Origin of the sequence: Streptomyces sp. BK340 (assembly GCF_007827595.1) — a bacterium.
Classification (GTDB): Bacteria; Actinomycetota; Actinomycetes; order Streptomycetales; family Streptomycetaceae; genus Streptomyces.
The window spans coordinates 1-25,923 of sequence record NZ_VISR01000053.1; the positions used below are offsets into that span (position 1 = coordinate 1).

The 25,923-nt window shown below is 68.4% G+C and carries 24 protein-coding genes and 7 pseudogenes; 17 read left to right on the forward strand and 14 right to left on the reverse strand.

Features of this window, described 5'->3' with window-relative positions; all coding sequences use genetic code 11:
• The first annotated feature begins 259 nt into the window (after positions 1-259).
• On the forward strand, positions 260-487 hold the full coding sequence (locus FB157_RS46060; protein WP_145887687.1) for a hypothetical protein: 228 nt from the start codon (positions 260-262) through the stop codon (positions 485-487).
• A gap of 28 nt (positions 488-515) precedes the next feature.
• Positions 516-908, forward strand: a complete 393-nt coding sequence (locus tag FB157_RS46065; protein ID WP_145887689.1) for a hypothetical protein — start codon at positions 516-518, stop codon at positions 906-908.
• A 20-nt stretch (positions 909-928) separates the two neighbouring features.
• On the opposite strand, the gene FB157_RS46070 is transcribed toward FB157_RS46065, so the two are convergent.
• A complete protein-coding gene (locus FB157_RS46070; protein WP_145887691.1) occupies positions 929-1,249 on the reverse strand; it encodes a hypothetical protein in 321 nt (106 codons plus the stop codon).
• A gap of 388 nt (positions 1,250-1,637) precedes the next feature.
• Positions 1,638-2,278, reverse strand: a pseudogene (locus tag FB157_RS46080) (carbonic anhydrase).
• A 195-nt stretch (positions 2,279-2,473) separates the two neighbouring features.
• Between FB157_RS46080 and FB157_RS46085 the strand changes: the two are divergent.
• Positions 2,474-3,733, forward strand: a complete 1,260-nt coding sequence (locus FB157_RS46085; RefSeq protein WP_145887693.1) for a SpoIIE family protein phosphatase — start codon at positions 2,474-2,476, stop codon at positions 3,731-3,733.
• Between the two features lie 375 nt (positions 3,734-4,108).
• Here FB157_RS46085 and FB157_RS48135 read toward each other — a convergent pair.
• A pseudogene (locus tag FB157_RS48135) lies at positions 4,109-4,321 on the reverse strand (cupin domain-containing protein); the annotation flags it as partial.
• 290 nt (positions 4,322-4,611) lie between these two features.
• Between FB157_RS48135 and FB157_RS46095 the strand changes: the two are divergent.
• The 3 genes and pseudogenes from FB157_RS46095 to FB157_RS46105 all read left to right on the forward strand — a co-directional run.
• Positions 4,612-4,830, forward strand: a complete 219-nt coding sequence (locus FB157_RS46095) for a hypothetical protein (RefSeq protein ID WP_261387047.1) — start codon at positions 4,612-4,614, stop codon at positions 4,828-4,830.
• Positions 4,814-5,170: a hypothetical protein gene (locus FB157_RS46100; RefSeq protein WP_145887695.1), complete on the forward strand. Its 357-nt coding sequence runs from the start codon at positions 4,814-4,816 to the stop codon at positions 5,168-5,170. The genes FB157_RS46095 and FB157_RS46100 overlap by 17 nt, the downstream gene beginning before the upstream one ends.
• 38 nt (positions 5,171-5,208) lie before the next feature.
• Positions 5,209-5,574: pseudogene (locus FB157_RS46105) on the forward strand (transposase); the annotation flags it as partial.
• A gap of 34 nt (positions 5,575-5,608) precedes the next feature.
• On the opposite strand, the gene FB157_RS46110 reads toward FB157_RS46105, so the two are convergent.
• Positions 5,609-6,655 carry a hypothetical protein gene (locus FB157_RS46110; RefSeq protein WP_261387048.1) on the reverse strand — a complete coding sequence of 349 codons (1,047 nt, stop codon included), beginning with the start codon at positions 6,653-6,655 and terminating at the stop codon, positions 5,609-5,611.
• A 737-nt stretch (positions 6,656-7,392) separates the two neighbouring features.
• Between FB157_RS46110 and FB157_RS46115 the strand changes: the two genes are divergently transcribed.
• The gene (locus FB157_RS46115) at positions 7,393-9,159 is read left to right on the forward strand and encodes an MOSC and FAD-binding oxidoreductase domain-containing protein (RefSeq protein WP_145887697.1); all 1,767 of its coding nucleotides are present in this window, start codon (positions 7,393-7,395) and stop codon (positions 9,157-9,159) included.
• 131 nt (positions 9,160-9,290) lie between these two features.
• On the opposite strand, the gene FB157_RS48140 is transcribed toward FB157_RS46115, so the two are convergent.
• Positions 9,291-9,740 carry a hypothetical protein gene (locus FB157_RS48140; RefSeq protein ID WP_222441049.1) on the reverse strand — a complete coding sequence of 150 codons (450 nt, stop codon included), beginning with the start codon at positions 9,738-9,740 and terminating at the stop codon, positions 9,291-9,293.
• Positions 9,741-9,796: 56 nt separating this feature from the next.
• On the opposite strand from FB157_RS48140, the gene FB157_RS46125 reads away from it, so the two are divergent.
• Both FB157_RS46125 and FB157_RS46130 read left to right on the forward strand, forming a co-directional pair.
• Positions 9,797-11,176, forward strand: a complete 1,380-nt coding sequence (locus FB157_RS46125) for a rhodanese-like domain-containing protein (protein ID WP_261387049.1) — start codon at positions 9,797-9,799, stop codon at positions 11,174-11,176.
• The gene (locus FB157_RS46130; protein WP_145887698.1) at positions 11,173-12,465 is read left to right on the forward strand and encodes an MFS transporter; all 1,293 of its coding nucleotides are present in this window, start codon (positions 11,173-11,175) and stop codon (positions 12,463-12,465) included. Before FB157_RS46125 ends, FB157_RS46130 begins: the two co-directional genes overlap by 4 nt.
• A 1,274-nt stretch (positions 12,466-13,739) precedes the next feature.
• Here the strand turns inward: FB157_RS46130 and FB157_RS46145 are convergent.
• Positions 13,740-14,669 carry an alpha/beta hydrolase gene (locus tag FB157_RS46145; RefSeq protein ID WP_145887700.1) on the reverse strand — a complete coding sequence of 310 codons (930 nt, stop codon included), beginning with the start codon at positions 14,667-14,669 and terminating at the stop codon, positions 13,740-13,742.
• A 107-nt stretch (positions 14,670-14,776) separates the two neighbouring features.
• Here FB157_RS46145 and FB157_RS46150 point away from each other — a divergent pair, with 107 nt between their 5' ends.
• Together FB157_RS46150 and FB157_RS46160 are read left to right on the forward strand one after the other, a co-directional pair.
• A complete protein-coding gene (locus tag FB157_RS46150) occupies positions 14,777-15,223 on the forward strand; it encodes a MarR family winged helix-turn-helix transcriptional regulator (RefSeq protein ID WP_145887702.1) in 447 nt (148 codons plus the stop codon).
• 525 nt (positions 15,224-15,748) lie between these two features.
• Positions 15,749-16,093 carry a hypothetical protein gene (locus FB157_RS46160; protein WP_145887704.1) on the forward strand — a complete coding sequence of 115 codons (345 nt, stop codon included), beginning with the start codon at positions 15,749-15,751 and terminating at the stop codon, positions 16,091-16,093.
• A gap of 79 nt (positions 16,094-16,172) precedes the next feature.
• Here the strand turns inward: FB157_RS46160 and FB157_RS46165 are convergent.
• The 3 genes and pseudogenes from FB157_RS46165 to FB157_RS46175 form a co-directional block, all read right to left on the reverse strand.
• Positions 16,173-16,403, reverse strand: a pseudogene (locus tag FB157_RS46165) (transposase); the annotation flags it as partial.
• Between the two features lie 112 nt (positions 16,404-16,515).
• Positions 16,516-16,653 (reverse strand): annotated as a pseudogene (locus tag FB157_RS49280) (TcmI family type II polyketide cyclase); the annotation flags it as partial.
• Between the two features lie 134 nt (positions 16,654-16,787).
• A complete protein-coding gene (locus FB157_RS46175) occupies positions 16,788-17,819 on the reverse strand; it encodes a hypothetical protein (RefSeq protein WP_261387050.1) in 1,032 nt (343 codons plus the stop codon).
• A 54-nt stretch (positions 17,820-17,873) separates the two neighbouring features.
• On the opposite strand from FB157_RS46175, the pseudogene FB157_RS46180 reads away from it, so the two are divergent.
• Positions 17,874-18,019 (forward strand): annotated as a pseudogene (locus tag FB157_RS46180) (IS5/IS1182 family transposase); the annotation flags it as partial.
• 24 nt (positions 18,020-18,043) lie between these two features.
• Here the strand turns inward: FB157_RS46180 and FB157_RS46185 are convergent.
• Entirely contained in the window at positions 18,044-18,628 is a 585-nt protein-coding gene (locus FB157_RS46185; protein ID WP_145887708.1) for a DinB family protein, read from the reverse strand.
• Positions 18,629-18,633: 5 nt separating this feature from the next.
• On the opposite strand from FB157_RS46185, the gene FB157_RS49285 reads away from it, so the two are divergent.
• Positions 18,634-18,762 carry a hypothetical protein gene (locus FB157_RS49285; protein WP_261387051.1) on the forward strand — a complete coding sequence of 43 codons (129 nt, stop codon included), beginning with the start codon at positions 18,634-18,636 and terminating at the stop codon, positions 18,760-18,762.
• A gap of 111 nt (positions 18,763-18,873) precedes the next feature.
• Here the strand turns inward: FB157_RS49285 and FB157_RS46190 are convergent, their stop codons facing one another.
• A complete protein-coding gene (locus tag FB157_RS46190) occupies positions 18,874-19,194 on the reverse strand; it encodes a hypothetical protein (RefSeq protein ID WP_398948077.1) in 321 nt (106 codons plus the stop codon).
• Between the two features lie 193 nt (positions 19,195-19,387).
• On the opposite strand from FB157_RS46190, the gene FB157_RS46195 reads away from it, so the two are divergent.
• Both FB157_RS46195 and FB157_RS49290 read left to right on the forward strand, forming a co-directional pair.
• Positions 19,388-20,800 (forward strand): M1 family metallopeptidase, encoded by a 1,413-nt coding sequence (locus tag FB157_RS46195; protein ID WP_261387052.1) that lies wholly within the window; start codon positions 19,388-19,390, stop codon positions 20,798-20,800.
• Between the two features lie 335 nt (positions 20,801-21,135).
• Positions 21,136-21,318 (forward strand): annotated as a pseudogene (locus FB157_RS49290) (transposase family protein); the annotation flags it as partial.
• A 214-nt stretch (positions 21,319-21,532) separates the two neighbouring features.
• On the opposite strand, the gene FB157_RS49295 reads toward FB157_RS49290, so the two are convergent.
• The 3 genes from FB157_RS49295 to FB157_RS46215 all read right to left on the reverse strand — a co-directional run bounded on the left by FB157_RS49295 (position 21,533) and on the right by FB157_RS46215 (position 23,387).
• Positions 21,533-21,871 (reverse strand): hypothetical protein, encoded by a 339-nt coding sequence (locus tag FB157_RS49295; RefSeq protein WP_261387054.1) that lies wholly within the window; start codon positions 21,869-21,871, stop codon positions 21,533-21,535.
• Positions 21,872-22,220: 349 nt separating this feature from the next.
• Positions 22,221-22,646, reverse strand: a complete 426-nt coding sequence (locus tag FB157_RS46210; protein WP_145887712.1) for a tautomerase family protein — start codon at positions 22,644-22,646, stop codon at positions 22,221-22,223.
• 39 nt (positions 22,647-22,685) lie between these two features.
• The gene (locus FB157_RS46215; protein ID WP_145887714.1) at positions 22,686-23,387 is read right to left on the reverse strand and encodes an SDR family oxidoreductase; all 702 of its coding nucleotides are present in this window, start codon (positions 23,385-23,387) and stop codon (positions 22,686-22,688) included.
• 31 nt (positions 23,388-23,418) lie between these two features.
• Between FB157_RS46215 and FB157_RS46220 the strand changes: the two genes are divergently transcribed.
• A complete protein-coding gene (locus FB157_RS46220) occupies positions 23,419-24,045 on the forward strand; it encodes a helix-turn-helix domain-containing protein (protein ID WP_261387053.1) in 627 nt (208 codons plus the stop codon).
• Between the two features lie 859 nt (positions 24,046-24,904).
• Complete coding sequence (locus FB157_RS49305; RefSeq protein ID WP_145887716.1) at positions 24,905-25,153, forward strand: transposase; 249 nt, start codon at positions 24,905-24,907, stop codon at positions 25,151-25,153.
• Positions 25,154-25,923 lie beyond the last annotated feature (770 nt).

A 25,923-nucleotide genomic window follows, 5' to 3' on the forward strand; every position in this document is an offset into this window, starting at 1 on the left:
AACCGACGAGGCCGTCCTGCCCACCGAACTCACCGCATAGCCTCAAAACGAGATCGCCGAGTGGCCGTCGATACACCACTCCAGCGGACGTGACCGTGGTTCCTCGCCGCTCAGCGCTCAGCCGGCGGCCTGCTGCTCGGCGCGGGCGCGGGTGGGTGCGAGGCGGTGGACACCTCACGGTGTCAAGCGGTCAAGTCGGGGCCGTGAGTGGCCGGTGTAGCCTTCTGGCTGTTCGATTTCAGGTAGGAGGTGGGATGCGATGGACGTAGCGCGGGTCATGGAATCGTTGGCAGAGCAGGGCGTGACGGTGTTGTTCAAAATCGACGCCGAGCGTATGCGCGATGCGACGAAGCCCTGGACCTTCGTCGCCAGCGGGGCTCCGTTTCACGATGATCTCCTGATTCGCACGGACGCTGTCTCTCTGGAAGCGTGCCTGGAGGTATGCCTTCCGCGACTACGTGAGCTTGGCATGGTGATTCCCGATTGACGGCCCGATACAGGCCGGGCAGCGAGCCGTGATTGAGCTTCCCGAAGGGTCATGGTGGGACTGGGACATTGTCGCCTGGGACCCCGGGCGGTTGCGTCTAGGCGCCGGGCACGACATCTCGTATGTCCACGGCCTGGAGCTGGTGTTCAGCGACCCGGCCTTCGTCACGTGCCCGGCCACCTTCCAGGACCCGGTGTTTCGTGCGCCGACGCCTGACGAGGTCCAACTCGTTGCCCGGCAGGTCGGTGAGACACCGCCCGTACTGATTGCCTTCGAGGCCTATGCGGGCGGGCCGAGTCTGGCCTCCGGTCTCGTCGCGGCCGAGCAGCTCGACATCGTCCGGGGAACCGTCTTCCGGTACTGGCGTGAGAATCTGGCCGTCGGGGAACGCCTGGCTCCCTGGGTGAAACCTCCGGCTTGATCGTCTTCGGGTTCCTCGGCCTATGCGGCATCCGACCCAAGGGCTTCGCCTGAAGGCGGGAAAGCGGCGAATTCGTCGAACGGCCGGCGGTTCTCGAGGCAGTCGTGGAGCTGGCCGAGCAGCCGGTTGAAGGGATTGCGCTGGGCCAGGGGCGATGCGCTCTCACCGGGCATCGACTCCCTGCGGCTACCACCGGCACCGGCCCGGGCTTGGAAGACGGACATCGCCACCAAGAAACGCACCACGATCGGTCCAGACGGCACCACCGTCGAGGTCGCCAGCCCCAGGCCGAGCTCATCAAGCTCATCCGCGTCCGCGCCTTCTACTTGGACATCGCCCATTGGGCTGCGGAAGAGCGGGTCCGCTGGGCACCGTGGGTAGTGCATTGCCTGATCAGCGATGAGGAGATCAGCAACGCCAAGGACGGGAAATCCTTCTGCCCCCGGCCTTCGCCGACGCTGCGGTGAAGGCGCACGCCATGGCGGCGGCCTCCGTCTCGAGGCCCGCCCACGCGCGCGGGCTGTACGGGTTCCTGCGTGAACTCGACCAGCAGGGGTGCGGCCTCATCGTCGCCTTGCTGCCGGTGGAAGAGGGCTGGGCTCCAAGATCGCCAACGGGCTGCGCCGCGCCGCACGGCCCCGGCTCCCCGCCTGACCAGCACCGACGCTGCGCCCGCACTGCCCCGGACGCGGAAAGCCGGACAGATCCGTGACGGATTCAGCTGGGTGGTCAGGAGGAGGCGGTCACCCCCGCATCAAGGCCGCGGGCCGCAACGAGCTGTGCACTGCCGCCAGCCAGGCGGTAACACAGGCCCACGACGGCTGCCTGGCCGACGGCGACCTTCTCGGCGAGCACCCGGGAACGGTCCAGCAGCAGGTCGACGGTTTGCCTTACGTGCTCGGCAAGAATCTCCGCCGGCTCAACGTGTCCGGCGGCCCGCGCCGCCGGCACGCTGGGGGTCACCCGCTCCACAACGTCTCGGACGTACCCGGTCGGCGCCATGCCGTCCTCCAACGCGGCGCACTCCGCGCTGACCGCCCCGCACGAGTCGTGGCCGAGGATCACGACCAGTGGGCAGTCCAGCACGTCAACGCCGTACTCGATGCTGCCGACACTTCAGGGCCCATGACGTGGCCGGCAGTGCGCACCACGAACAGGTCGCCCAGACCGCGGTCGAAGATGATCTCGGCGGCCAGGCGGGAGTCGGAACAGTCGAACAACACGGCGAAGGGTTGCTGGGATGGTGCGGTCTCCGTGCGGCGGGCGGCATCCTGATTCGGGTGCTCGGGGGCGCCCGCGACGAAACGCTGATTACCGGCCAGTAGCAGCTCGAAGGCGGCACGGGGCGTCGGGGTCTTGACCTCGGTCATGACCGCAGCCTGGGACCCCGCACAAGGCGTCGCATCGCCTGGCCAGCGTAAGTCTCTTCCCGCGACGCCGTCACACACCGTCCTGCGACACCGCCGCGGACCAGGGGTGCAACCCGGTGCCCACGAGTGACCTCAGCGGGCGCGGGAGCTGGACCTTTCGTAGATTGAAGAGTGAGCCACTGGCAGGGAATGCGTGTGACACCGAAGATCGACTACACAGGGGTGTTCGCCGCCCTTCCGAGCCCGTGCCTGGTGCTTGGCACGGACCTGGTGATCGCCGACGCCAACCCGGCCTTCTGCGAAGCGACCGGACAAAGCCGGGCCGAGCTGCTCGGGCAGTACCTCTTCGACACCTTCCCGGACAACCCCGCCGATCCGGATGCCAACGGGGTGGAGACGCTCAAAGCCTCACTGCACCGAGTCCTGTCCTCCGGCCAGACCGATCACATGGCCCTGCAGAAGTACGACATCCCGGTCCCCGGGAACCCCGAGGTGTTCAAGGAGCGGTGGTGGACCGCAATCAACGTGCCCGTACTCGCCCCGGACGGAAAGGTCGCCTGGATCATCCACCGGTCCGAGGACATGACCGACAGCGTCCGCGCCCGCCGCACGGCCTACCTGCCATCGCTCAGCCCCGGCCGGGAAGCGGCCATGGAAGCCGAGCTGTACGTCCGGGCACGACAACTACAGCAGCTCAACGAGGAACTACGGCAGGCCCACGCCCGCGAACGGCGCATCGCCGTCGCCCTGCAAGAAGCCATGCTCCACTCCCCGGACCTGGCCCGGCACCCGAACATCGCCGTGCGCTACCTGCCCGCGACCGGATCACTAAACGTGTGCGGCGACTGGTACGACGCCGTCGACCTGCCCACGGACCGCTTCACCGTCGCGGTCGGCGACGTGGTCGGCCACGGGCTGATGGCCGCCACCGTCATGGGCAGGCTCCGCAGCGCACTGAGCGCCGCCACCCGCACCGTCCACGGCCCCGCCCAAGCACTGGAGGTCCTGGGCCTGTACGCCCGCTCGGTCGAGGGAGCACTGGCCGCCACCGCCGTCCAGGTCCTCATCGACTCCCACAGCCAACTACTCATCTACAGCAGCGCCGGCCACCCCCCACCCGTCCTACTCCGCCCGGACGGCACCTGCGAACTGCTCGACCAGGCCACCGACCCACCGCTGGGCGCCCGCCCCGAACACGTCCCCCGCCCCCAGGCCACCACGACCTACACCCCCGGTGACACCCTCATCCTGTACACCGACGGTCTGATCGAACGCCGCGGCGAGGACATCGACACCGGCCTGACCCGCCTCACCACCACGCTCGCCACGTGCACCGAGTTCAGCGCGGAACACCTCGCCGACGCCCTCCTCGCCCGCCTGGGCCTCGCCAGCGGCGCCAACGACGACATCGCCATCGTCGTCGTCCACCTGGACCGAACGACCCGACCGTACTGATCGGACCGATGTGGCCCTCTCAGCAGCCTACGAGCCGGCCCTCTCAAGCCTCGTCGTCAAGTCGACCCGACCATGCAGACACCCTCACCACCACGCAGAACCCCGCGCGTTGGCATGGGGAAGCCGCGGATGCGGCTATTGGTGTCCAGCCACGAGTCAGTTGAGAAAGCGCAATATGCCCACACCAGGCCGGGACGATGCCCAGACACCTGGCCCCCTTCCGTACCCCCGCCTGCGGAGACTGGGTTGGTTGGCAAGGAAGGTCCTACGGCTGGCTTCGCTGCTGCGGGATCTCGTACAACGAGGCACGGTCCGGTCTGCTGACCAGCTCCCTTCCCGTCGTCTCATGTCGTGGCCTGACGGAGTGAGGGCAGGTCAGCTCCCGTTCGTGCTGTTGAGGGCGTGGGTGTACTGCTCATCGGTTACTGGTTCGAGCCACGTGGTGCTGTCGCCACCGGCATCGCCTACGACCATGGCGATGTGCGCCACGAGCGTGGTGTCGGTGCCGCCGTGCCAGTGCTCCCCACCGGCCGGGCACTTGACGATCTGTCCGGCGCTCACACGCACGACGTTGCCGTCGCGGGTGACGGAGCAGGGTCAGTCAAGGTCGATCGCGAAGCGCCTCGTCCCCGTAGCGATCGTGTCGGCGTGAATCGAGCCACGAGCCCGGTCGAATTCCCCGGCGCCGCCGATGATCCCGTTGTCGATCGAAGGGGGAGAGCCTGGGTTGGGAATGCCGAAGACCATCCCCCTGCACTGAGAGGTGGCCGCCCAACTGCGTCTCCCTGCCCGATGTGGTCATCCATCCGTCTTCAACGGGGGCACGCCACTTCCGGGAGTACGGGGCCGTCCGGATCGACGGGGAGGAGCCTGCCCAGGTGTTCGCCAGCGACGGCGGCGGCCATCTGTTCGCACTGGCAGGATCCGGGCGGGTGTGGAGGTCGACCACCTCCTCCTGGTTCGATCAGCTCGGCCTGGCCGCTGCAAGCCTTCAAGAGTTCCTTGAAGCGCTGGCACGACGGATCAGCGGTCAGCCGTTGCCGGGAGCCGAAGTCGATAGCCGGGCGGCAGAATTCGGGGATGACGAATCTGATTGAGATGAGTGAGCGCGCGTACTTCGCCCAGTTCGCCAAGCGGACCGGCATGTTCATCGGCCGGACGACGCTGAGCGGAGCGACTGCTTTCATAGTGGGGTACGACCAAGCTGCCCGCCGGCATGGCGGACCCGGCCTGGATGGTTGGCGCGAGTGGCTGATGGCGAACCACCAGGTCGGCGGCAACCTCGTCTGGGAAGCCCAGATTCGGCAGATTGCCCTCCCGGACTGGCAGGGTGAGTGGGACCTCACGCCCGAGCAGGAAGTACACGTCCTCGACGTTCTCTTTGCATTGCTGGACAAGTTCCTTGCCGAACGCGAAGGACCCGATTCACAGACCTGACGATTGCTGCCCACCACGTGTGCGCCCCAGTTCACCAGGCGCCGTTGTTCGGGGCCTCGAGGTCTGCGGCCGACCGCATCCTCGATCACCTGGCGCCCCTTGCCGGCCATCTCGCCTGCCGCCAGCCGCGCAAAGACACCGTCTACATCGTCGACGGCACCTTGGTTCCCACCTGTGATCGCGGCGCGGCCGCCTCCATTAGGAACTACTGGTACTCGACGAACCTGCAGGTCGTGATCGACGCCGACAGTCGCCTGGTGGTGGCGATCGGCCTGCCGCTGCCCGGCAGCCGCAACGACTGCCGGGCGTTCACGGAGTCCGGCGTCGACCGGGTCTGCCGCGGCGCACACGCCATCGCCGACGGCGGATACCAGCGCACCGGCCTGCTCATCCCGCACCGCAGGGGGTCACTCGAGTACGACGCACTCGGCGTCCTCGTCATCCCTGGGCCTGGGCCGCGGGCCGGTTCGTCGCCGTGGCGCTGGCACAGACGGGGTGGGTGCGGGCGGCATAGGAGTGAGCGGCCACGACGAGGCCGATGCCCAGACCGGCGAATGCCAGGCCGCCGAACTCGACCATCCAGGTGATGCCCGAGCTGGTGGTGAACGGCGCTGACGGCTTGGCTTCGGGCAGCACGCCAACGGCCATGAGCGGGGCCATGACGATGAGGACGGCTCCGTACATCGTCAAGGGGATGCCAGTCAGCCATGCCGGGGTCAGTGGCAGCAGGCGCGGGACCCTTCGTCCGGACAGGACCAGCGTCCAGCGGGGGAACTCCTGCCCCCACGCGTGCAGCAGCCCCAGCAGCAGGAAGCCCCCGACCATCGCGGCCAGTACGGTCACGTCGATACCCACCGAAGCGGCTGCCTTCGACAGTCCCGACGCGCCGACGCTCGTCGTCCGCTGCCAGTCATCGGCCGAGACGCCGATCGCGTCACCGCCCAGCGTCCAGATGGTCTTGACTCCTGCCCACGGCAGGAGTCCACACAACAGCAGGTAGACCACCCTGCGGGTCCGCTTCGAGGCCGGGGAGACGGCCGGGTGGAGGAGCGGGCCGTCGCTGGGGCCGGCGTGGGGCCGCCCGCATCGGGGGCAGTCGCCGCGCAGCCGTCGGCGGTACGACAAGGCGACGAGGAGCAGAAGCACCGTTCCCGCCGTGTTCAGCAGCACCTGGGCCAGACCAGTGGCGCTCTCGATTCCCGAGAGCGTCGCCAGCGTAACGAAGTAGATCGGCAGTCCATTGGTCCCCACGACGAACACAGGAAGCGCCACGATCAGTGCCGTCGCCACCGCAGCCCGGCCAGGCCTGGCAAGTGCCCGGGTGCTGGCCAGGCAGGCCCCGCCGGCCAGGATGGCGAGGGCCGCCAGGAGAAGCTGGACCGCCGGCGCGTAGGCGGCATGCTCCTTCCATGGCACGGTGATGCCCGCTGACGCCCACGTGACCTCGACAGCGGCGTACAACACACTCCACAACACAGCGGCCATGGGTGCCCACGCTGGCCACCGCCGCGACCACAACATCCGCCCCGGGCCTGCGGCCGGTGTCCTTGGAACGCCGCCTACCTCCGAGTTCGCAGGAACTGCCACCGTGACCTCCGTGTAGCCCGATTGCCGACGCTCCAAGGCTCCTCGTCACCCGCGCTGACCACATCGATCCCACGGATCAACCGGCCTCCCTCGCCCGGGGGAGGCCGGATCGTGAGTGTTAGTCCGGCCGGAGGACCCCAGCCCTGCGCCCCGAGCAGCAACACCTCCTGGCCGCTCTACGATTCGGCCTGCACCCGGAATCTGCCCCCACCCCGGTGGAGCACCAACTGCCCGCACGTGGGCGTGCCTTTCAACGAGGGCTGGCGGCCGCGCGGTCCTTCCTCGAGCGGCAGAGCCACCTCGACGTGAAACCCAGATGTCGGTGTAGAAGGCCAACGAGCGGTCGACATCGCTCACAGGCAGTACGACGACTTTGAGCTTGTACTCCATTTGATCATTGTGGTGTGGCGCAGGGCGGCGTCGCCACCTTGCAGGCTGCGCGACATGAATGCTCTACCGAGTAAGATCGAATGCGTATAGCCCTTCGCGTCGGTCCTTTCAATCGAAGCGTCTCAGTGAACGCACCACATGATTCGTGATCACGGAATCGTGGCGGCACCGGCAAATGAACTGAGCGCACAGATCACAGCGCCATGAGGGGCGGCCCAGGGGCGGCCACCCGCAGGAGGTCCACAATGGCGACGCTGCTGTCCGTCAACGTAGGGATGCCCAGGGACGTGTCCTGGCAGGGAAGGACCGTCCACACCGGCGCTTGGAAGTCACCCGTGCACGGTCCCCGGATGGTGCGGCGGCTGAATGTCGAGGGAGACGGTCAAGGAGATCTGGCCGGGCACGGCGGTGAAATTCGTGCTGTCCTTGTCTACCAGCTGCAGTCCTATCAGTACTGGCAGAAGCAGCTCGGTCGCGACGACCTGACCTGCGGGATCTTCGGGGAGAACTTCACCGTCGAAGGTCTGCCCGACGACGAAGTGTGCATCGGCGACCGGTACCGCATCGGCGAAGCCGAGTTCGAGGTGACCCAGCCTCGCGTCACCTGTTACCGCGTCGGCATGCGGCTGGATGAACCCGCCATGGCCTCCCTGCTGGTTGCCCATCATCGTCCCGGCTTCTATCTGCGCGTGATCACCGAGGGACGCGTCCAGGCCGGCGATGAGATCACCCTGACTCGCAAGGGCCCGGAGGAACTGAGCGTCGCCGACACCGATGCGCTGCTCTACCTGCCTGACCGAGACCCCACGATGTTGCGCAAAGCGCTGAACATCCCTGCGCTCAGCCCGGGATGGCAGCAGTCTTTCCGTGAACTCGCCGCAGCTCAGCAGCCCAGACAGGAACCGGGATGGCCGGGCGAACGCGCCGCCACCCAGCAGCCCAGGGAAGAGCCGGGATGGCCGGGCTTCAAGACCATGCGCGTGGGCCGCATCGTCCCCGAGACCCCCACCGTCTCGTCGATCTACCTCGACAGCACCGACGGCACACCCCTACCCGAGGCCCGCCCGGGCCAGTACCTCTCCCTCCGCCTCGTCGTCGGCGACACCGCTCCCGCGGTGCGCAGCTACTCCCTGTCCTCCGTGCCCACGGCCGGCACTTACCGCATCAGCGTCAAGCACGAGAACCACGGGAAAGTCAGCAGCTACATCCACGCCACACTCTGCCCCGGGGATCTCGTGGAGGTCGCAAGCCCCCGCGGAACGTTCGTACTCGAGGAAGGCACCCGCCCCATCGTCCTCATCTCGGCGGGGATCGGTGTCACTCCGGTCCTGGCCATGCTGCACCAGCTCGCTGCCACCCGAGACGCACGACCGGTGTGGTGGATCCACACCGCCCACGACGTCGCCCACCACGCTTTTGCGGACGAGGCCCACACCCTTCTGTCGCAACTTCCGAACGCCCACGAGCACATCTACTACACCGCAGCCGACGAACTCGCCCCACACCCCGAGCCCCACATCGCCCAGGGCCGCCCGACCGCCCAATCACTCATGGCTCTGGGCATTCCCACCGACGCCGACGCCTACCTGTGCGGACCGACCACGTTCATGGACGACCTCGGCGGCTTCCTGACAGAGCACGGCCTGCACCCTGAGCGGATCCATACGGAACAGTTCAGTGCCCTCCCCGCCATCAACCCCGGCGTCACACCCACCGCCGCGATCCGACCGCACCAACCACCCGGGCCCACGGGCACCGGCCCCCTCATCACCTTCGCCCGCAGCGGCATCACCACTCCATGGTCACCCGCCCACGCGTCCCTCCTGGAGCTCGCCGAAGCCTGCGACATCCCCACCCGCTGGTCCTGCCGCACCGGTGTCTGTCACACCTGCATCACCCACCTCGTGGCAGGCGACATCACCTACACCATCCCACCTCTCGAACGTCCCGAGCCCGGCACTGTCCTGGTCTGCTGCAGCCGGCCCACCACCGAAGTCGTCCTCGACCTCTAGCGAGGCCCAGGGAGCCGAGAGGCGAAAACCGGGCTGGTTTCAGCCGGCGCGGAACGGTCCCGTGGGCATCGTGGCGCCGTCCGGGCAGCAGACCAGAGGGAACTGTGTGTGGTCTGGTGTTGATGTATGGGTCAGCGAATGGCGCCTTTGGACCACAGCACACGCACGGGGACGCCGGTTTCCTGCGCGTAGGCGACAACGTCCGCTGTACCGCTGTATCCCCGCGCTGTCATCGGCGGCGCGGGGACCGCGATGGCGCCCCCATCGGGGCCGCCGCGCCGGACATGCACGACACGACCGGCGGAGGGCGAGGCGACCTGTGCGTGCCGAACCCCTGCACCCCAAACCCCTGCACCCCCCAAGAGAGTGGTGACCAGGCCGGCCTGCTTGAGGGTCTGCAGGGGCGCGGAGGCAATGGTCAGGCCGAGTCCGGCGGCCTTGGCGAGGGCGTCGACGCGGCGCTCGCCCTGGGTGAGCAGTTCCAGCCGGTTGCCCTTGGACAGCGGCTTGTCGGTGGTGGCGAGCGCGTCGAACAGGGCGGGGGCGGTCTTGCGAGTGGGGTCCTCCCTGGAATCATCCATGAATCCATGGAATATTGTATAAGTGGCCCGGGTGGGTTGCCACCCGCCTTGCGACGATGCTGGAGGACGGCATGGGCTTCGCCGACGAGCACCTGATACCCCTGGTCGACGAGGGGCTCGGCAACAGCGCCTACCTGGTGGACCTCGGCAACGGCCGGGCCTTGGCCGTGGACGCCGCGCGTGACCTGCGTGACCTGCGGGCCGCCGCCACGAGGCGTGGCCTGACAGTGGCCTTCGCCGCCGACACCCACCTCCACGCCGACTTCCTCACCGGTGCCCTCCAGCTCGCGCACGACGACGGAGCGACCGTGCTCGCCTCCGCTGCGGGGAGACGCGCCTTTCCGCACACCCCGCTGGGGGACGGTGACGAGGTGGACCTCGGCGGTCTGACCTTGCGGGCGCTCGCCACTCCCGGCCACACCGACGAGCACGTGTCCTTTCTGCTCCTGGACGGTGCCCGGGAGTGCGGGGTGTTCACCGGGGGGTCGCTGATCGTCGGCTCGGCCGCCCGCACCGACCTTCAGGGCGCCGACCGGGCGGAGGAGCTGGCCCGCGCCCAGTACCGTTCGCTCCAGCGCCTGACGAAGCTGCCGGATACGACCGCGGTGTGGCCGACCCATGGCGCCGGCTCGTTCTGCTCGGCACCGCCGGGAGCCGAGCGGATCACCACCATCGGCGCCCAGAAGGCGGCGAACGACCTGCTGGCGGCCCCGGACGAGGAGGCCTTCGTACGCAGGCTGCTGGGCTCGCTCGACTCCTACCCCGTGTACTTCGACCGCTTGGGCGAGATCAACCGCCGGGGCCCGGCCCTGCTGGCCGCCGCACCGGGCCTCGACCCGCTGAACCCGGAGAGGGTGCGCGCCCTGCTCGCCAACGGCGGCTACTTGGTCGATGCCCGGCCGATCGACGAGTTCGCCGCCGGACACATCCCCGGCGCCATCTCCAATCCGCTGCGGCCTGCGTTCGCGACCTGGCTCGGCTGGCTGCTGCGGCCGGACGTGCCGCTCGTCTTCGTCCTCGGTCCCGGCCAGGACGGAGCAGACCTCGCCTGGCAATGTGCCAAGATCGGCTACGAACGGCTCGCCGGACAGCTCGCCGGTGGTATGAACGCCTGGCGCGCCAACGGCGGCCCGGTCGAGACGATCGAGCTGGTCACCGCCGATCGGATCGGCACCCGGCCGGTGCTCGACGTCCGCCAGACCGCCGAATACACCGCCGGGCACATCCCCGGAGCCGCCCACCGCGAGCTGGGCAACCTCGCCGCCGACGGCCAGGACGCGGTCGACGGTTCGGTGGTGATGTGCGGGCACGGCGAACGCGCGATGACCGCCGCCAGCCTCCTCGCCCGCCACGGCGCCCGCGAACTCGCGGTGCTGGCCGGCAGCGTCAGCGACTGGGCGAAGGTCACCGGTCGCCGACTGGAGGACGGCTCGTGACCGCCACCGACTCCACCCCCGCCGCCGATGGGATCCGGCTCGGCCTGCGCGCCAATCTCGCCCAGTTCTCCCTGCTTGTCACAGTCAACGCCCTGGTCGGCGGCATGCTCGGCCAGGAACGTACAGTCCTGCCACTGCTCGCCGACCGGACCTTCCACCTGTCCGCGTACACCGCCGTGCTCACCTACATCCTCGCGTTCGGCGCGACGAAGGCCATCACGAACTTCTTCGCCGGCACCCTCTCCGACCGGTACGGTCGCAAGCCTGTCCTGGTCGCGGGCTGGATGGTGGCGCTGCCGGTGCCGCTCCTGCTGATCTGGGCCCCCTCGTGGGGCTGGATCGTCTTGGCCAACGTGTTGCTCGGCATCAACCAGGGCCTGACCTGGTCCACCACCGTCATCATGAAGATCGACCTGGTCGGCCCCGCCCGACGCGGACTCGCGATGGGCTTCAACGAGGCCGCCGGCTACCTCGCCCTCGCCGGCACCGCCATGGCCACCGGCGCCATCGCCGCCCACTGGGGCCTGCGACCGCAGCCGTTCTTCCTCGGCATCGCCTACGCCGCTCTCGGCCTCGGCCTGTCCGCCCTCGCCGTCCGCGAGACCCGCGAACATGCACACGTTGAAGCCGCCCTTCACCCCGCACCGGCCGGCTGCGACCACCACGCCGAACTGACCACCGGCCAGATCGCCCGCACCACCAGCCTCACCGACAAGGCCCTGTCCTCCGCCAGCTGGGCCGGCATGGTCAACAACCTCAACGACGCCCTCGCGTGGGGAATCTTCCCCCTCCTGTTCGCCGCGTACGGCCTGAGCGTGGGCCGGATCGGCCTGCTCGCCGCCCTCTACCCCGCCGTGTGGGGCCTCGGCCAGATCCTCACCGGCTGGTGGTCCGACCGCATCGGCCGCAAACACCTCATCACCTCCGGCATGCTCCTGCAGGCCGCCGCCATCGCCCTCATCGCGTTCGGCACCTCCTTCCCGGTGTGGGCGCTCGCCCAGGTCCTGCTCGGCGCCGGCACCGCGCTGGTGTACCCGACCCTGCTCGCCGTCATCGGTGACGTCGCCCACCCCGCCTGGCGCGCCCGCGCCGTCGGCGTCTACCGGCTCTGGCGTGACGGCGGCTTCGCCGTCGGCGCCCTGCTCGCCGGAGCCCTCGCCGACGCCTACGGCCTCACCACCGCCGTCTGGGCCGTCGCTGCCCTCACCGCAGTAGCGGGTGTCGTGGTCGCGGTACGGATGTACGAGACCCATCCCCAGTCGGCTCGGGATGCCAGATCTCTGACCTGAGTCGCAAAACAACGCTCAACGGGGTTTCCTCAGTGAGGACTATTTCCAATGTCCGTGAGAACAAGTGCGGCGCGGGCTGTATCGCCGAATCTCCTGGGGCTGAGAGCGAAGTGCTTGAGAGGATTCGCCAGTGTTCCTTCGGTTCCGCCGCGGTCTGCTCGCCGCGCGCCCTCACGTGTCCGACCAGCGCATTCGTGTGCGGGTTCCTCGGTCCAAGGCGGTCTCGGAGCGACCTTCGGGGTGGCGTACGGCCACGTGAATGCCGATGCCGGCGCCGATGCAGCCCTTGTCGGCGAGCGTGGGAAGCCCGTCTGTGGCGGCTTTGTACGGCGCGGGCAGCACGTGGATTCGGGCCGAGGGGATGTCCGGGGTGGAACCCGGCTCCACGTCGGAGACCCACGACGGGTGCCGTCCGGCGGGGCCAGGACTGAATGGTGCCGCTGAAGCTCTTGTGCTTCCGGCGGAATCACAGGGCGTTGCCGTTCTCCCGGACCCCGGCCAGCCGGTCGGATGCGATCAACGTGCCGTCCAGCACCACGTTTGTCATCCCCTGGGCACGGCAGAGGTCCAACACCTCGTGCAGATCAGGAGCTTGGCCGGCCGGCACACCGCTGCCCTCATGGAGGTAGTGGTAGCTGGTGGCCGGGGAGATCCCGGCGTCCCGGGCCCAGGCAGTGCACGCAGTCGTGTTCTCGGAACCAGCGCAGCAGCAGTACCGCCTGGCGGAACGGGCCTGCGGCGGGAGAGCGCTTTCGGCGTGCCGATCCAGCGCCGGTGGGTGGCCAGCACCCGGGCGAGGAACTCCACGATGTGGCGTGGGACGCCGAGCGCGGCAGCATGGGCGACCAACGTGAAGCCTCTGATTCGAGCGGACATGGTCTTGGCGGACCAGGCCTACCAGGGGCTTCACGCCTTCCCGGCCTGGTGGCTCACCCGGAGATCGTTTCGCTGGCGAAGCCTCAGTGGGTAGGAGCCATGCTGCGCTCAGCCCCAGGTTCTGCCGACCGGTTCCCTGATGGTGTGGCTGATCCTGTTGAAGAAGTTGGTCAGTGCGATCTCCAGGTTGATCGCGCGGGTCTGCCGACCCGGCGGAACCTGCGCTCATGGACCTGCGGACCCCGGTGTGACTCCCTACCGGCGAAGGACGCGCATACGCGAAGTGGTCCACGCCTGATCCCGCAGAGACGTTGAACTTACTGAAATCGACCCGTGATGTCGGCGATGGTGCTGCTGCGCCCGTTGCCGACATCACGTGGAGGCCGCCGGGGTCGGTGTCAGTGGACCGGTTCGAGGTGGTCGGCGCCCGGGCGCCCGGCACTCAGGTGGCCGGTGAGGAAGCGGGCGGCGCGGTCGAGTGCGGCGTCCGCCTCGTCGAGGCGGCCGTAGTGGTGTTGGAAGACGTGGGGGAGGCCGGGGCCGACTTCGAGCGTGACCTCGACGCCGTCGGCGGCCGCGCGGCCGGCCAGCCGGACCGCGTCGTCGAGGAGCACCTCGTTCGCCCCGACCTGCACGAGGAGTGGGGGTAGTCCGGTGAGGTCGGCGAACACCGGACTGGCCCGGGGATGCGCCCTGTCGCCTGCGCCGACGTAGAGATCGGCGTAGGCGCGCACGTCGGCCTCTGTGAAAATGGGGTCGGCGTTCTCCTTGGAACGGATGCTTCCTCCAGCGAGGGTGAGGTCGGCCCAGGGGGAGAAGACAACCATGGCGGCTGGTTGCGGCAGCCCGGCCTCCCGCGCGGCGAGCAGCGTGGCGATGCTCAATCCGCCACCGGCGGAGTCACCGGCCATGACGACGTCCCGAGGGTCGGTGCCCGACGCCAGCAGCTCGCGGTAGGCCGCGAGCCCGTCGTCGACAGCCGCTGGGAAAGGGTGCTCGGGCGCCAGCCGGTAATCCACCGACGTCGCGCGCAGCCCCGCGCGGCGGGCCAGTTCACCGACCAGCCCTGCGTGGGTGTCCGGTGAGCCGATGACGTAGCCGCCGCCGTGCAGGTAGAGCAGTCGGCCGCGGGCGGAGGCATCGGCTGGCTCCAGCTCCAGTGTCGGCCGCCCGCCCAGGACGGCCCTGCGGGTGACCACACTCTCCGGTGCGGGTCGGGTGACGGCCGCGGCGAAACCGCTGCGCTGCTCCTCGGGAGTGGGCCGCACCTTGCTGCGAGGGGCGGAACGGAGTATGGCGTCCAGAGCGTCGCGCTGCTGTCGGGACATGCGGGCCTCCATGGGTCGGGGTGCGAGGATGGATTCCTTGGAATCCACTTGCCTGACCTCAACCGGATTTCAAGGAAGATGATTCCTGGGAATCTATTGGAGCTAATGTGAGCCACATCACCCAGATCTTCACTGATCTGGTCCGCGTCGAGACCCGGCTCTACAACGCGGTGAGCGCCCGGTTGCGTGCCGAACAAGGGCTGGGGCTGGGACAGTTCGAGCTTTTGGAGATCATCGACCGCGTGCCGGGGTGCCGTGTGCTCGACATCGTCGGCGAACTGGCGATCACCGTGGGGGCCGTCAGCAAGGCGGTCGACCGGCTGGTGGCCGCGGGCTGGTGCCTGCGGGTCGCGCACCCCCAGGACCGCCGCTCGTCCGTCCTCCGCCTCACACCCGCGGGCGAGAAGCAGTTGTCCGCTTCCCGCCCCATTGTCGAAAGCGAGCTCAGCTCACTGACCGCGGCGATTCACCCCGACGACCTGGCCCGCATCGCCTCAACCCTGGCCGTCCTTCGCGCAACCCTCGAGGCGGGCTCCCACGGCCGGCCGGGATGAGAGCCGGGTCCCGGCGTGCAGGAAAGGAGTGAGGAGCAACTTCGGTTCCTTCGGGCCGATTTCGAGACTGGTCTTCTCGATGGCTTCGCGACAGGCGGTCTGGGGAGGGGCTTCCCCTTGAACGTTGAGATTGCCGCCCGGAACTGCCAGAGCGGGGCTCCGTAGACCGAGCGCAGCTGTACGGGCCGGTCGTGCTCGTCGCGTACAACACTCCTGAACAGCAATATCGCACCCGCGCCCATACACCCGGACGCTGCCCTCGACCACCCAGCCGCTACTCAACACACCACAGGCAACGCCAGCTCGCACCCCCTCAACCCTGCCAGAACTACCCCACCAGCCTTCTCAACCAACCAACAACACCCCAGGTCAGACGCCACCTCCCACATCAAGGAGCAGAATCCCCGAATCGACACCGCGCCATCACCCGAATGGACGCATCCGAATGGCGGTACTGCATCTGGCGACTCTACGGTCGGTTCAGATCTCGGTTCCGAGACAGGTGGCTAGCTAGGGAGGTCAACCATGAACCGACTTCGCACCCTCGCCATCGTGGCCGCGCCCGCGGCATTGGTGATCGGCCTGGCGATTCCGGCTCCCGCCGCAACCGCGCCGAAGGCACCGACAACGCCGAACGCCAGCTGCTACATGCCGCGGGCTGATCAAGTTCTCACTGCCCAGGAAGGCATCAAACTCGCCAACGCCTGCAAGGCAAAAAAGTCTGACCCTTCGTGGCACTGGATGGGCAACTACGGCTCGGTCTACGACGTGGTCAACGTCGCGAACAGCAGGGGTGTCGGCCCCGGCGGGCTGGTAACGATTCCGAATGCCAGCGGCGGCGGCCTGATCCCGACGTTCATGTACTACTGAGCAGGCGACTGAGAGCCTCCGCTGGTAGGTCATGAACGCGGCGAAGCGGCGGCACGGCGAGCAGGGTTGGCCCACACCCTGCCTTCGTCCACTCGGCGAAGCGTCGATGGGCCGCCGCACCCGACGGCCGGAACGACGCCGACGGCAACTGCTGCCAAGTGCGGCCAGACGTGGCCACGGACACGATCGCGGCCAGCACCTCCCGGTCACCATGCCGACGACGGCCACCACCCTGAGGCCGCCCCGGCGCCTCGGGCACCACTCGCTGGAAAAGCTCCCACAACTCGTCCGGCACCAGCCGCTCAACCATCCCCACGCCGGGAGGCTACCGACCTCAAGGAGAAGACCGCAGTCAGCGGCCCTATAGGCGCTGCTCGTCGAACCGAAGCAGCACCCATAGACGCACACTCCGGCGAGGATCCGGCCTCCAGGAACTGCTGCCAGGCGCCGTCGTTGACGTCTACCAGCAGGACGACCCGCAGTCTGGAGCCGTCGAACACGGACTGGGAGACCCGCTGGGACACCTGCCGCGCCGGCGGTCGTTCTGAGGTGGTGGTCATCCTGCGCACGTCTCCTACGCAGGACAGCGGAACACGGGGAACTGCGTCCGATCCTGTGCCGCTCCCGGCATCACCACGACCTGTGCGGACCACGCGGGTGAGTGCCGGGGACCGCGGGGCAGCCCCACGAGGACCTACCAGTCGTCCTCCTCGCCGCCGCGCATGTGACGCCACTGCTGGACGACCTCCCGCGCACCGCGTGCCAGCTCGGCGTAGTGCGCCGGGCATTCCCACAGTTCGCGGGCCGAGAGCTCGACGGGCACCGGAGTGTCCGGGTAGTCCTCGGGCGCGTACAGATGCACCACTGCCTCATACCGGGATTGCACGTGCGTGGTCGCGGACCAGGGGTGCTGGGGGTGCTCGCACGAGGCGTCCGGGCCGATGGTGTCCAGGGCCGCGACCAGGTCGCGGGCGTAGGAGGGGGGCAGGCCGCCGTAGGTCTGGGCGATGCCCATCCACAGGGACAGGAACAGGCCGATCCGTTCCTCGTCGCGCACCTGCCCGGCCAGCCAGCGGCGGGCGGACCACAGCGCGACGGGGCCGGTGTTGTCCTCCCAGGAACGCCGGATCGCCTCCTGCAGGGCGACGATGTCGATACCGCCGTCGTCCCGGAGGAACCGCACGTCGAGGTGGGAGACGTCCACACCGCCGAAGAGCTCCTTGTGGGCCTCGCGCATGCGGGCGGCGGCTCCGTCGGCGAGGCCGGCGAGGAACGCCTCGCAGTCGAACGCCGCCAGCTCCTCGCCCTCCAGCTCGTACTCCTCGGCGAACACGGCACGGCCGGCCTCGGACAGCATGCTCACCCCGGCCTCGACGCCGTACTCGCCGTCCACGTCCGTGGGGTGGGCTCCGGCCGGGCAGGTGCAGGACGCCGGGTCGAGCGTGGCCCGCAACCCTTCCAGGGCTTGCGTGTACGACGCGAAGAGGGACTTACTGAAGACGCGTGCGGCGACGTACCAGCACGTGGTGTGGAGCAGGATCGTGTACCCGGTCCGTTCCCGGCGCCCCTGCGGGGTGCCGATGCGGTCGAGCGCGTCCGCCGCGTCGTCGGCGAGCAGGCCGAGGGTCGCCGACGGGCTCCCGTGGGGGTAGTCGCTGACGATCCCGCAGAGGTCGGAGATCAGTTCATTGTGGTCGTCGGGCAAGGTGGGGGTCACTTCAGTCACGTCGGTAATCGACGACGCAGTGGTCCGGCCGGTTCCCGCGGCGCAGGTCAGGGACTCGGCCGACACCGTTGGGCCATCGAAGGGACCATGTCGCCGGCTGCCGCCACCTCCATCGCCGCTACGAACGCAAGGCCGACCACTTCCTCGCCTTCACCAGCATCGTCTGCACCCTCATCTGCTACTGCAGGCACCCCAAATGAGATGACGTCTTAGAGGCAATGCCTCTAAGCCTTGACTGGTGCGGCCGACCTGGCGGCCTCCTCGACCTTCGCGCGGTAGGCTGCACGGGCTTCCTCGTCAATCTGCTTCTCGTATTCGGGGCGCACCCCGGTCCGGCCGTCGAGGCCCTCGCGCAGGATATCGGCGTGCCCTGCATGCCGGTTGGACTCGCCGAGGACATGCACCATGACGGCGAACAGGTTCGTGTTGGGACAAGGCTCGGGCCACCAGGGCACGTGGCCGGAGGCGTCGAGGGGAAGCTCGTTGATCGTCGCGTCCGAGTGTTCCCACGTGCGCCGGTAGAACCCGATGATCTGATCGCGGGTCTCGTCCTCGGTCGCCCATAGATCGCTGCCGTTGGAGTCCTGCCACCGGGGCAGCGGTTCCGGGGAAGGGCGGTCGAAGACCTCGCCGAAGTACCTGGCCTCGACGGTGGCCACGTGTTTGACCAGGCCGAGGAGGTTGGTCCCGGTCGCTGTCAAAGGTCGGCGGGCGTCGTATTCGGACAAGCCGTCGAGTTTCCAGAGCAGCGCCTTGCGGTCCCGCCGCAGTCTCCCGTGCAGGTTGTCTTTCGCGAATTCATCGATCATGCGGCATGAGCCTGCCATGGGCTGCTCGTGGTCTCAAGATCCCGTTCGTGGTCCGCAACGACTGGCAGAGCCGAGCCCTGGCCATGGCCGCCACCCTGACCTGTTACAAGAAGCTCGCGAAGCTTGCCACGTGAGACAACCTCTTAGCCATTGACGGCCGACGTCTCCATAAAGCACTGAATCTGCAAATCACCGATCGAGGGGCGGCGCAGGGCCGCGTCGTTCAGGTGATGTGTCCTGGTTGATCACATGATGCCGAGGGTGATCAGTGGACGGTTGGCGTCGCGGGTGTGGTGGCGGAGTCCAGCGGCGATGTTCGTCTGGTTGGCGAGTCGGAGAGCGCCGATGGCCAGGTTGCGCAGGGATGCCATGGCACGTGGAGCGGTGCCGGTGCGTACGCGGGAGGCGTCCTCGGCGTACGTGGTGTCCCTGACGTGGTGGATCTTGTTCTCGATGCCCCAGTGGCCGTGGACGCGGCGGGCGATCAGCAGGTAGCCGAGGCCGGTCGCGGGGCGTTCGGGGGTGCCGGTGGTGGTGATGGTCAGGAACACGTGGCCAGGCCTCATGGAAGGGAATGAACTGCGGATGGGTTGAACCGGGATCCTTACTGTGCGCCAACGTACAGCGAACATCCCCTGCGTACCCTGGCATTTTCGCCGCCCAAGCGGAGCCGACCTCCCCTCTTCGCGCGGGCCTGTGTCGGCCGTGGGGAACCCTGTGACAAGATCCGCTGGCATGTCATCTGTCATGTCGTCTGCCATGCCTTCGTCGCCCACGGGCCCCTCAAGAACCGGTCGCCGTCTGCTGGTCGCCCTGCTCGCGCTGCTCGCGACAGCAGGCTCCACCGTGGCCGAGGCCGGCACGCCGTCCGGCCCGGCGCCCGGCGCCGCGGTGAGAGCGGCCGAACCCGCGACGCCCGACCGCCCCAGCTACGACGTGAAGCTGCGCGCCGACGCCGACGGCTCCCACTGGGCGGGCCGGCAGACGGTGTCCTTCCGCAACGCCTCCAGCCGGCCCCTGCGTGAGGTGTACCTACGCCTGTGGGGCAATGGCGAGGATGGCTGCGGGACATCCGGAAGGCCGTCCCCCGTCCGCGTCTCCCACGTGCGCGGCGGCACTCCGGGCCGCCCCGGCGTGAAGTGCACGGCGCTGCGCATCGCTCTGCCGAAGCCGCTCGCACGCGGTGAGCGGACGGCCGTCTCCTTCGACGTGGCCCTCACCGTGCCCGCACGCAACAACCGTTTCGGCCGCGAAGGCGCGTTCCGCTTCCTGGGCAACGCGCTGCCGGTCCTCGCCGTGCACGACGCGAGGGGGTGGCACCTCGATCCGTATGTGTCGTACGGCGAGAGCTTCTACACCCTGGCGAGCGACTTCCGGGTGCGCCTCGACCACCCGTCCGCCCTCAAGGTCCCGGCGACCGGCAGCACATGGACCCGCCCCGGCGGTATCGGGCGTACGGTCACCCACAGCGTCGCCAAGCGGGTGCGGGACTTCGCATGGGCGGCGGGCCCGTTCCGCACCGCGACCCAGACCTCGCCCGGCGGTGTGCGCGTGAAGTCGTACTGGTCGCCGAACACGCCCGCCGCCGGTGTCCGCCTCAACCGAAAGGACGGCGTCGCCGCCATCGACCGGTTCGGCAGGGAGTTCGGCCGCTATCCGTACGGCGAGATAGACCTCGTGATGACCCCCGGGTTCGCCGGCGGCATGGAGTACCCCGGCCTGGTCATCCTCGGCACCGAGGAGGAGGGCGGCGCCACCGTCCATGAGATCGCCCACCAGTGGTGGTACGGCATCGTGGGCAACGACGAGTACAACTCACCCTGGCTGGACGAGAGTTTCGCTCAGTACGCCAACGCGCGCTACTACCGCTGGAACGGGTTCGAGTGCTCGCCGGACGACTCCTGGCCGAGCGCCACCGCCGCGCTCACCAACTCGATGGCCTACTGGTCTACACACCGTGGCGAGTACTTCCAGGTCGTGTACGGGATCGGCCCCTGCGTCCTGGCCGACCTGGAGCACGTCCTCGGGGCCGGCACCATGGCGCGCCTCATCAAGAAGTACGCCCACGACCACTGGTACGGCGTCTCCACCACCGTCGACTTCAAGAAGGCCGCACAGTCGATGACGCACAGGGACCTCGGCCCCTTCTGGCGGAAGCACCGCATCCGCTGAAGTCGCACTCCGCTCGCGGGTGACGGGCGTACCCCGTCGGCGCCACGATGACGGTGACCGACGGGGTACGCGGGCAGGGCGGCGTCGTTCCGGCGGTGCATCCGGGTTGATGGGGCTTCAGGAGCTGGGGCAGGACTGCGGGGTGGTCGGCGGGGGCTGACGCGGAGGGCAGGCACGACTTCCGGTGATCATGAGGTGTCGAGTCCCTGATCACCACGACGGAAGACCGTGCCTGCCCGCTCATCCTCGCTCATCCCGCGCCCTCTGGGCCAACTCGCCGACACCGCGCCGACCGTCCCCGATGACCTCCCCGGCCTGCTGACCTGCCTGGCTCGGTGCCCGATCCCCGCCGGGACCAGGGCCGACGCCACCCGCTCGCCTTCGTCCTCTCCCTGGCCGCGTCCGCGGTCCTGGCCGGAGCGAAGTCCCTGGCCGCGATCGCGGAGTGGGCCGCCGACGCCCCGCCCAACGTCCTGGCCCGGCTCGGTGGCCCATGCCGGGAGCCGGACCGCGGCCCCACCGCCCCGGCCGAGGCCACCGTGCGTCGTGTCCTCCAACGCATCGACGGCGACGCGCTGGGCGTGTGGCAGGGCGGCGGGTTGCTCATCGACTGCCCCGGCCCAGTGACGCCCGGTCGCCGTGTACCTCGCCTTCCAGAACCAGCAGTGGAGGGCCAGACGATGTCGACGGCCGCGCCCTCACCGGCCACGACGCCCGCGCCGAGTCGGGATGTCAGCCGCTGTGGATCTGGCCGCCCACATCAACGTATCGACCCTCGTGCTGGTCACCGGCTTCCACCCGCAGCACTCGTCGCTCGGCATCGCCCGGACCGCGATCACCGCCGCAGTGATGTTCGCCCTGGCCGGCGGTAAGGCTCCCGCCGCCGCCGCGCTCAACAACCCGGTCCTCAACACCGAAGGACAAGTCCCCCTGATCGACGGCACCCTGGCCGTGGTCGTCTTGCTCGGCCTCGTCCTCAACGCCGCCCTCGGGTGGTGGGCAGACTCGGCCGCTGGCTACGTCCTGGTCTACTACGCCGCGCGTGAAGGGAAGGAGATCTTCAACACTCATGATGATCACCCGGCGTGTCCCGGGTTCACCAGATGCCTCAGGTTGTCCAGGGGTGTACTGCTCGCGGCGGGTCCTCGGATGGGGCGCGCGGCAGGACTGCAGGGCGGTCCTCCACGAGATGTGCGAGTGACAGGGGGACCACGGGTTCGAGTGAGGCTTCTCGGTGGAGCGATCTCTTGGCCGGGTGCGCATGACAGCAGGGCCTTCCGTGCGGCTCGGGGTTGTCGAGACCAAGAGCGCCCGGGAGGCCCTGCTGCCGCAGTCTTCTGTGCCGCTGCCGTTGGAGTCCAACTCGGTTCCCCTACCGTGTGATTGCTTCGCCCAGCTGTACGGGAACGCGGCGGACCGATCAGTAGGGGCTGGTCACGTTGCTCTCCGCCCAGAGTTTCTCGGCGTCGGAGCCTCCGGGGGGCGGTACGAGTCCGTTGATCATCCAGAGGTCCTCGCTGGTCTCGTCGACACTGAACTCCCAGTGCAGCCCTGCGATCCGTTCGAGGTGGGGCTGAAGAATGCCCTTGACCCACTGGGCGGTCCGGCGCCGGCTCTCTCGGTCAGGGTTGTGGCGGGCGATGTGGTCGATGGTGATCCGGACCCCGGCCGGGACGGGCTCCCCACCGACGTACATGTCCTCGGACCGGGTCTCATGGAACAACGTGACCACGTAGAACCGGGGCAGCCCGATCCCCTCGTAGTGGTCAGTGATGCGGGTGGCGAGTCGTTGCTTTTCCTCGTCGGTGAAGATTCCGGGCGTGTGATGAATGGTCCACAGCGGCATGGCGGTTCGGTCCTCCTTGACTGGGCGTCGGGTGGGATGTCAACGGGCGGTGGGGAAGGTCAGGCGCTCCACGGGGCCGGACAGCGCCGCCTTGGCGGCGATGGTGACGTCGTCGGTGAGCACCTCCGTGGCCGCGGCCTCCAGGCCGTCCACGATCCGCGCTGCCACCTCGGCCGGCGTCGCCTTCGGCAGGTCCATCGCAGAGACCATCTCGGTGTCGATGAACCCTGCGTGCACGCCGACGACCTGGGTGTTCTGGCTCGCCAGCTCGAATCGGAGCGAGTTCGTGACGGACCACGCCGCCGCCTTGGACGCCCCGTAGGCGCCACTGCCGGCCAGCCAGGACAGCACGGAGTGCATGTTCACCAATGCGCCCCCGCCGTTTGCGGCCAGAATCGGCGCGAACGCCCGTGCTACCCGAAGCAACCCGAAGACGTTGACGTCGAACGTCATGGTGACGTCCTCGAAGTCACCTGTCAGTAGCGGAGCCGGCAGCAGGATCCCGGCGTTGTTGAACACGATGTCGACGTCGGCGGCGACCTCCGCAAGGGCGGCGACCGACGCCGCCGAGCGGACCTCGAGCTCGGCGGTGACCACCTCTGGCCGTTCGTCTACGTACGCCGAGCGTGCAGTCGAGTACACCTTTCGCGCCCCGCGTGCCAGGAGCTCGTCCACCAGCGCCGCGCCGAGTCCCCGTCGGCCCCCGGTCACCATGACCACCTTGTCTGCTACTGCAACCACGGCATTTCCTATCTGGGTAACGTATTCGTTAGTGAGATGGAAGCATGCCCACCTGGATAACGCAAGCGTTAGTTACACTGGCTGTATGGCGATGAATTTCGAGGAACGGCTGCGCGACCGGGATCCGTGGCCGATCGGCGACGAATGTTCGGCGGGGCGGGTGCTGGACCTGCTCAACACCAAGACGGCGTTCCTGGTGATCCGCGAATGCTTCTACGGCACCACCAGGTTCGACGACTTCGTGGCGCGGATCGGGGCCTCGGCGCCCGCGGTGTCACGAGCACTCACACAGCTGAAGGCCGCGCAGATCGTCGAGCCCGTTCCCTACCGGAAGCCGGGCAGCCGGGCCCGCGACGAGTACCGGCTGACCAAGGCCGGCGAGGACCTGCTACCGGTGCTCCTGTCGCTGATGCAATGGGGTGATACGTACCTGCAGGAAGGCCGCCCGCCCCTGTCGTTCGTCGAGGCCGACACTGGCCGTCCGATACGGGTCGGCGTAACCGCCGACCCGGCGCCGACGACGCTGTCCGACGGCATCGAGATCCGGCTGAACCCCGCCTGCCGGTCACCGCTGGCGGCCGCAGTCGGCAGCATCCGGGAACCCCACGATACCGAGCGCCGTCCCTCTGAAGATCATGGTGAGCACGGGTTCGAGTGAGGGTTCCTGGTCGAGTGATCTTTCAGCCGGGTGTGCATGACAGCAGGGCCTCCGGTGGGGCTCGGCGTTGTCGAGACCGAGAGCGCTCGGGAGGCCCGGCCGCCACGTCGTCCGCGCTGCTGCCGGACGTCGAATGGGCCGAGGTCTGAGCGTTGCCGAGGGCTCGAAGAAGCCGGTCCCCTGTGATTAGTCCGTAGTCTGCGAAGCCGACCCCCTCGGGGGTTCCGGCGAACCGGCAGTGGGCCGCATCCGGGATTCACGAGCGTGGCGCACACAGTTCCCGATCGATCGCCGCGTACTCGCGCCGGCGGGAAGATGCGAGGTGGACCGCGACCTGGCTGTTCTCGATGCGTCTGGCAGTGCCGGTCCAGGTTCTGGCACAGCTTCCGTGCAGCGGACACTGTGAGTGACGGCTGAGTGTCTCGGGACGTTTCTGTGCTCCGGCTGAAGAAGCTGTTGTTCCCGTCGTGGCGGACATTGCAGTGCTGTCGGTAGACGTGAATGTCGAGATAGTGCGTGCCGACGCGCAGTGCACGACGGTCGGTGCCGTCTGCCCGGGGTGCGGGGCCCGGTCACCCCGCGTGCATAGCTCCTGCCTGCGGTTTCCCGCTGACGCACCGAGCACCGGACGAAGAGTCGCGCTCCAGTTACGAATGCGACGGTTCCCATGCCGCACCACCATGTGCTCCAGCCGGACCTTTGTGTGGCACGGTGCTGGTGGACGTGACGTCGAATCCCGCCGTCCGGTCGACCTGCTCCCAGACCGGGAGACATCCAGCCTGGCCGCCTGCTCAAGGTCGTCGGCACGCACTTCCCTGAACTCGACGCGCTTACCCGCCACGTCCGATCCTTCGCGTCGATGCTCACTGGCCGCCCGGGCGAGCGCCTGCCGGACTGGCTCGACGCCGTCCGGCAGGACGACCTGCCCAGCCTCCACGCCCTCATCGCCGGCATCGGCCGCGATCGCGCCGCCGTCATCGCCGTCCTCACCCTGCCCTGGGACTCCGGTGGCGTTGAAAGCCATGTCAACCGGATCAAGATGCTCAAGCGTCAGATGTTCGGCCGCGTTGGGTTCCCACTCCTCCGCAAACGAGTCCTTATGGCGTGATGGAGCGTGTCCGCTGTACGGAAGCTGCACCAGAACCCGTTCTCGTGAACAAAGCCACCCGGGCGATGTCGTCCAGGGCCCTGAGGTCCGGCTACCGGGGTAAGCGGTGGGCGGAGTGCCGCACACCGGGGCACTCCGCCGTGCTGTGGCCGGCCCCGGGGTCCAGATCAGAGTTTGCTGCACTGTGTTGAAGCTGCCGCCGTGGTTCCGAGTGACGGTCGGCGTGGGCACGTAGGTCCTGGCGATGCAGCGGATCACCGCGTACTGATCGACCTTGGGCTTCGGTGGCGCCCAGGCCCCGTCGTCGTGGGGTCCGTGGTGGGTTGTGCGGCGGTCGGGCTGTGGTCTGCCTTGCCGGGGGTGGATGGGGGCTGGGGCGTGACGCCACCCATAGGACCCACGTCACGTCCTATCGTGCATCGTAGGTGGGCTTTGCTGCGAGCAGGCAGGAAACCCGCCGAAATGCCTATTTCGGGCATTTCTCCGTAGTGGGGTAGTACGTCACATTCTTGCGCCTGTTTCCGGCCGCCGCTAATCATGTTTCTCGTTGCCGGGAGCTGCGAGGCCGACCGGGCGTTCATCGCCAGGCCTGTCCGTTCCCGCCGTGCAGCACGGGGCCTCGCCCCGACGCCCTACAGGCCGCGACCGACACCGGCCGGCGCCTCTAATAGCGGCTAACACAATGAGGTGGATCGCTCCTGCTCGCCGTGTCCAGGGCGAGAGTTGAGCGTTCGGTCCTCTGTGGGGACGTCACCGTGGATCGTGTCGGA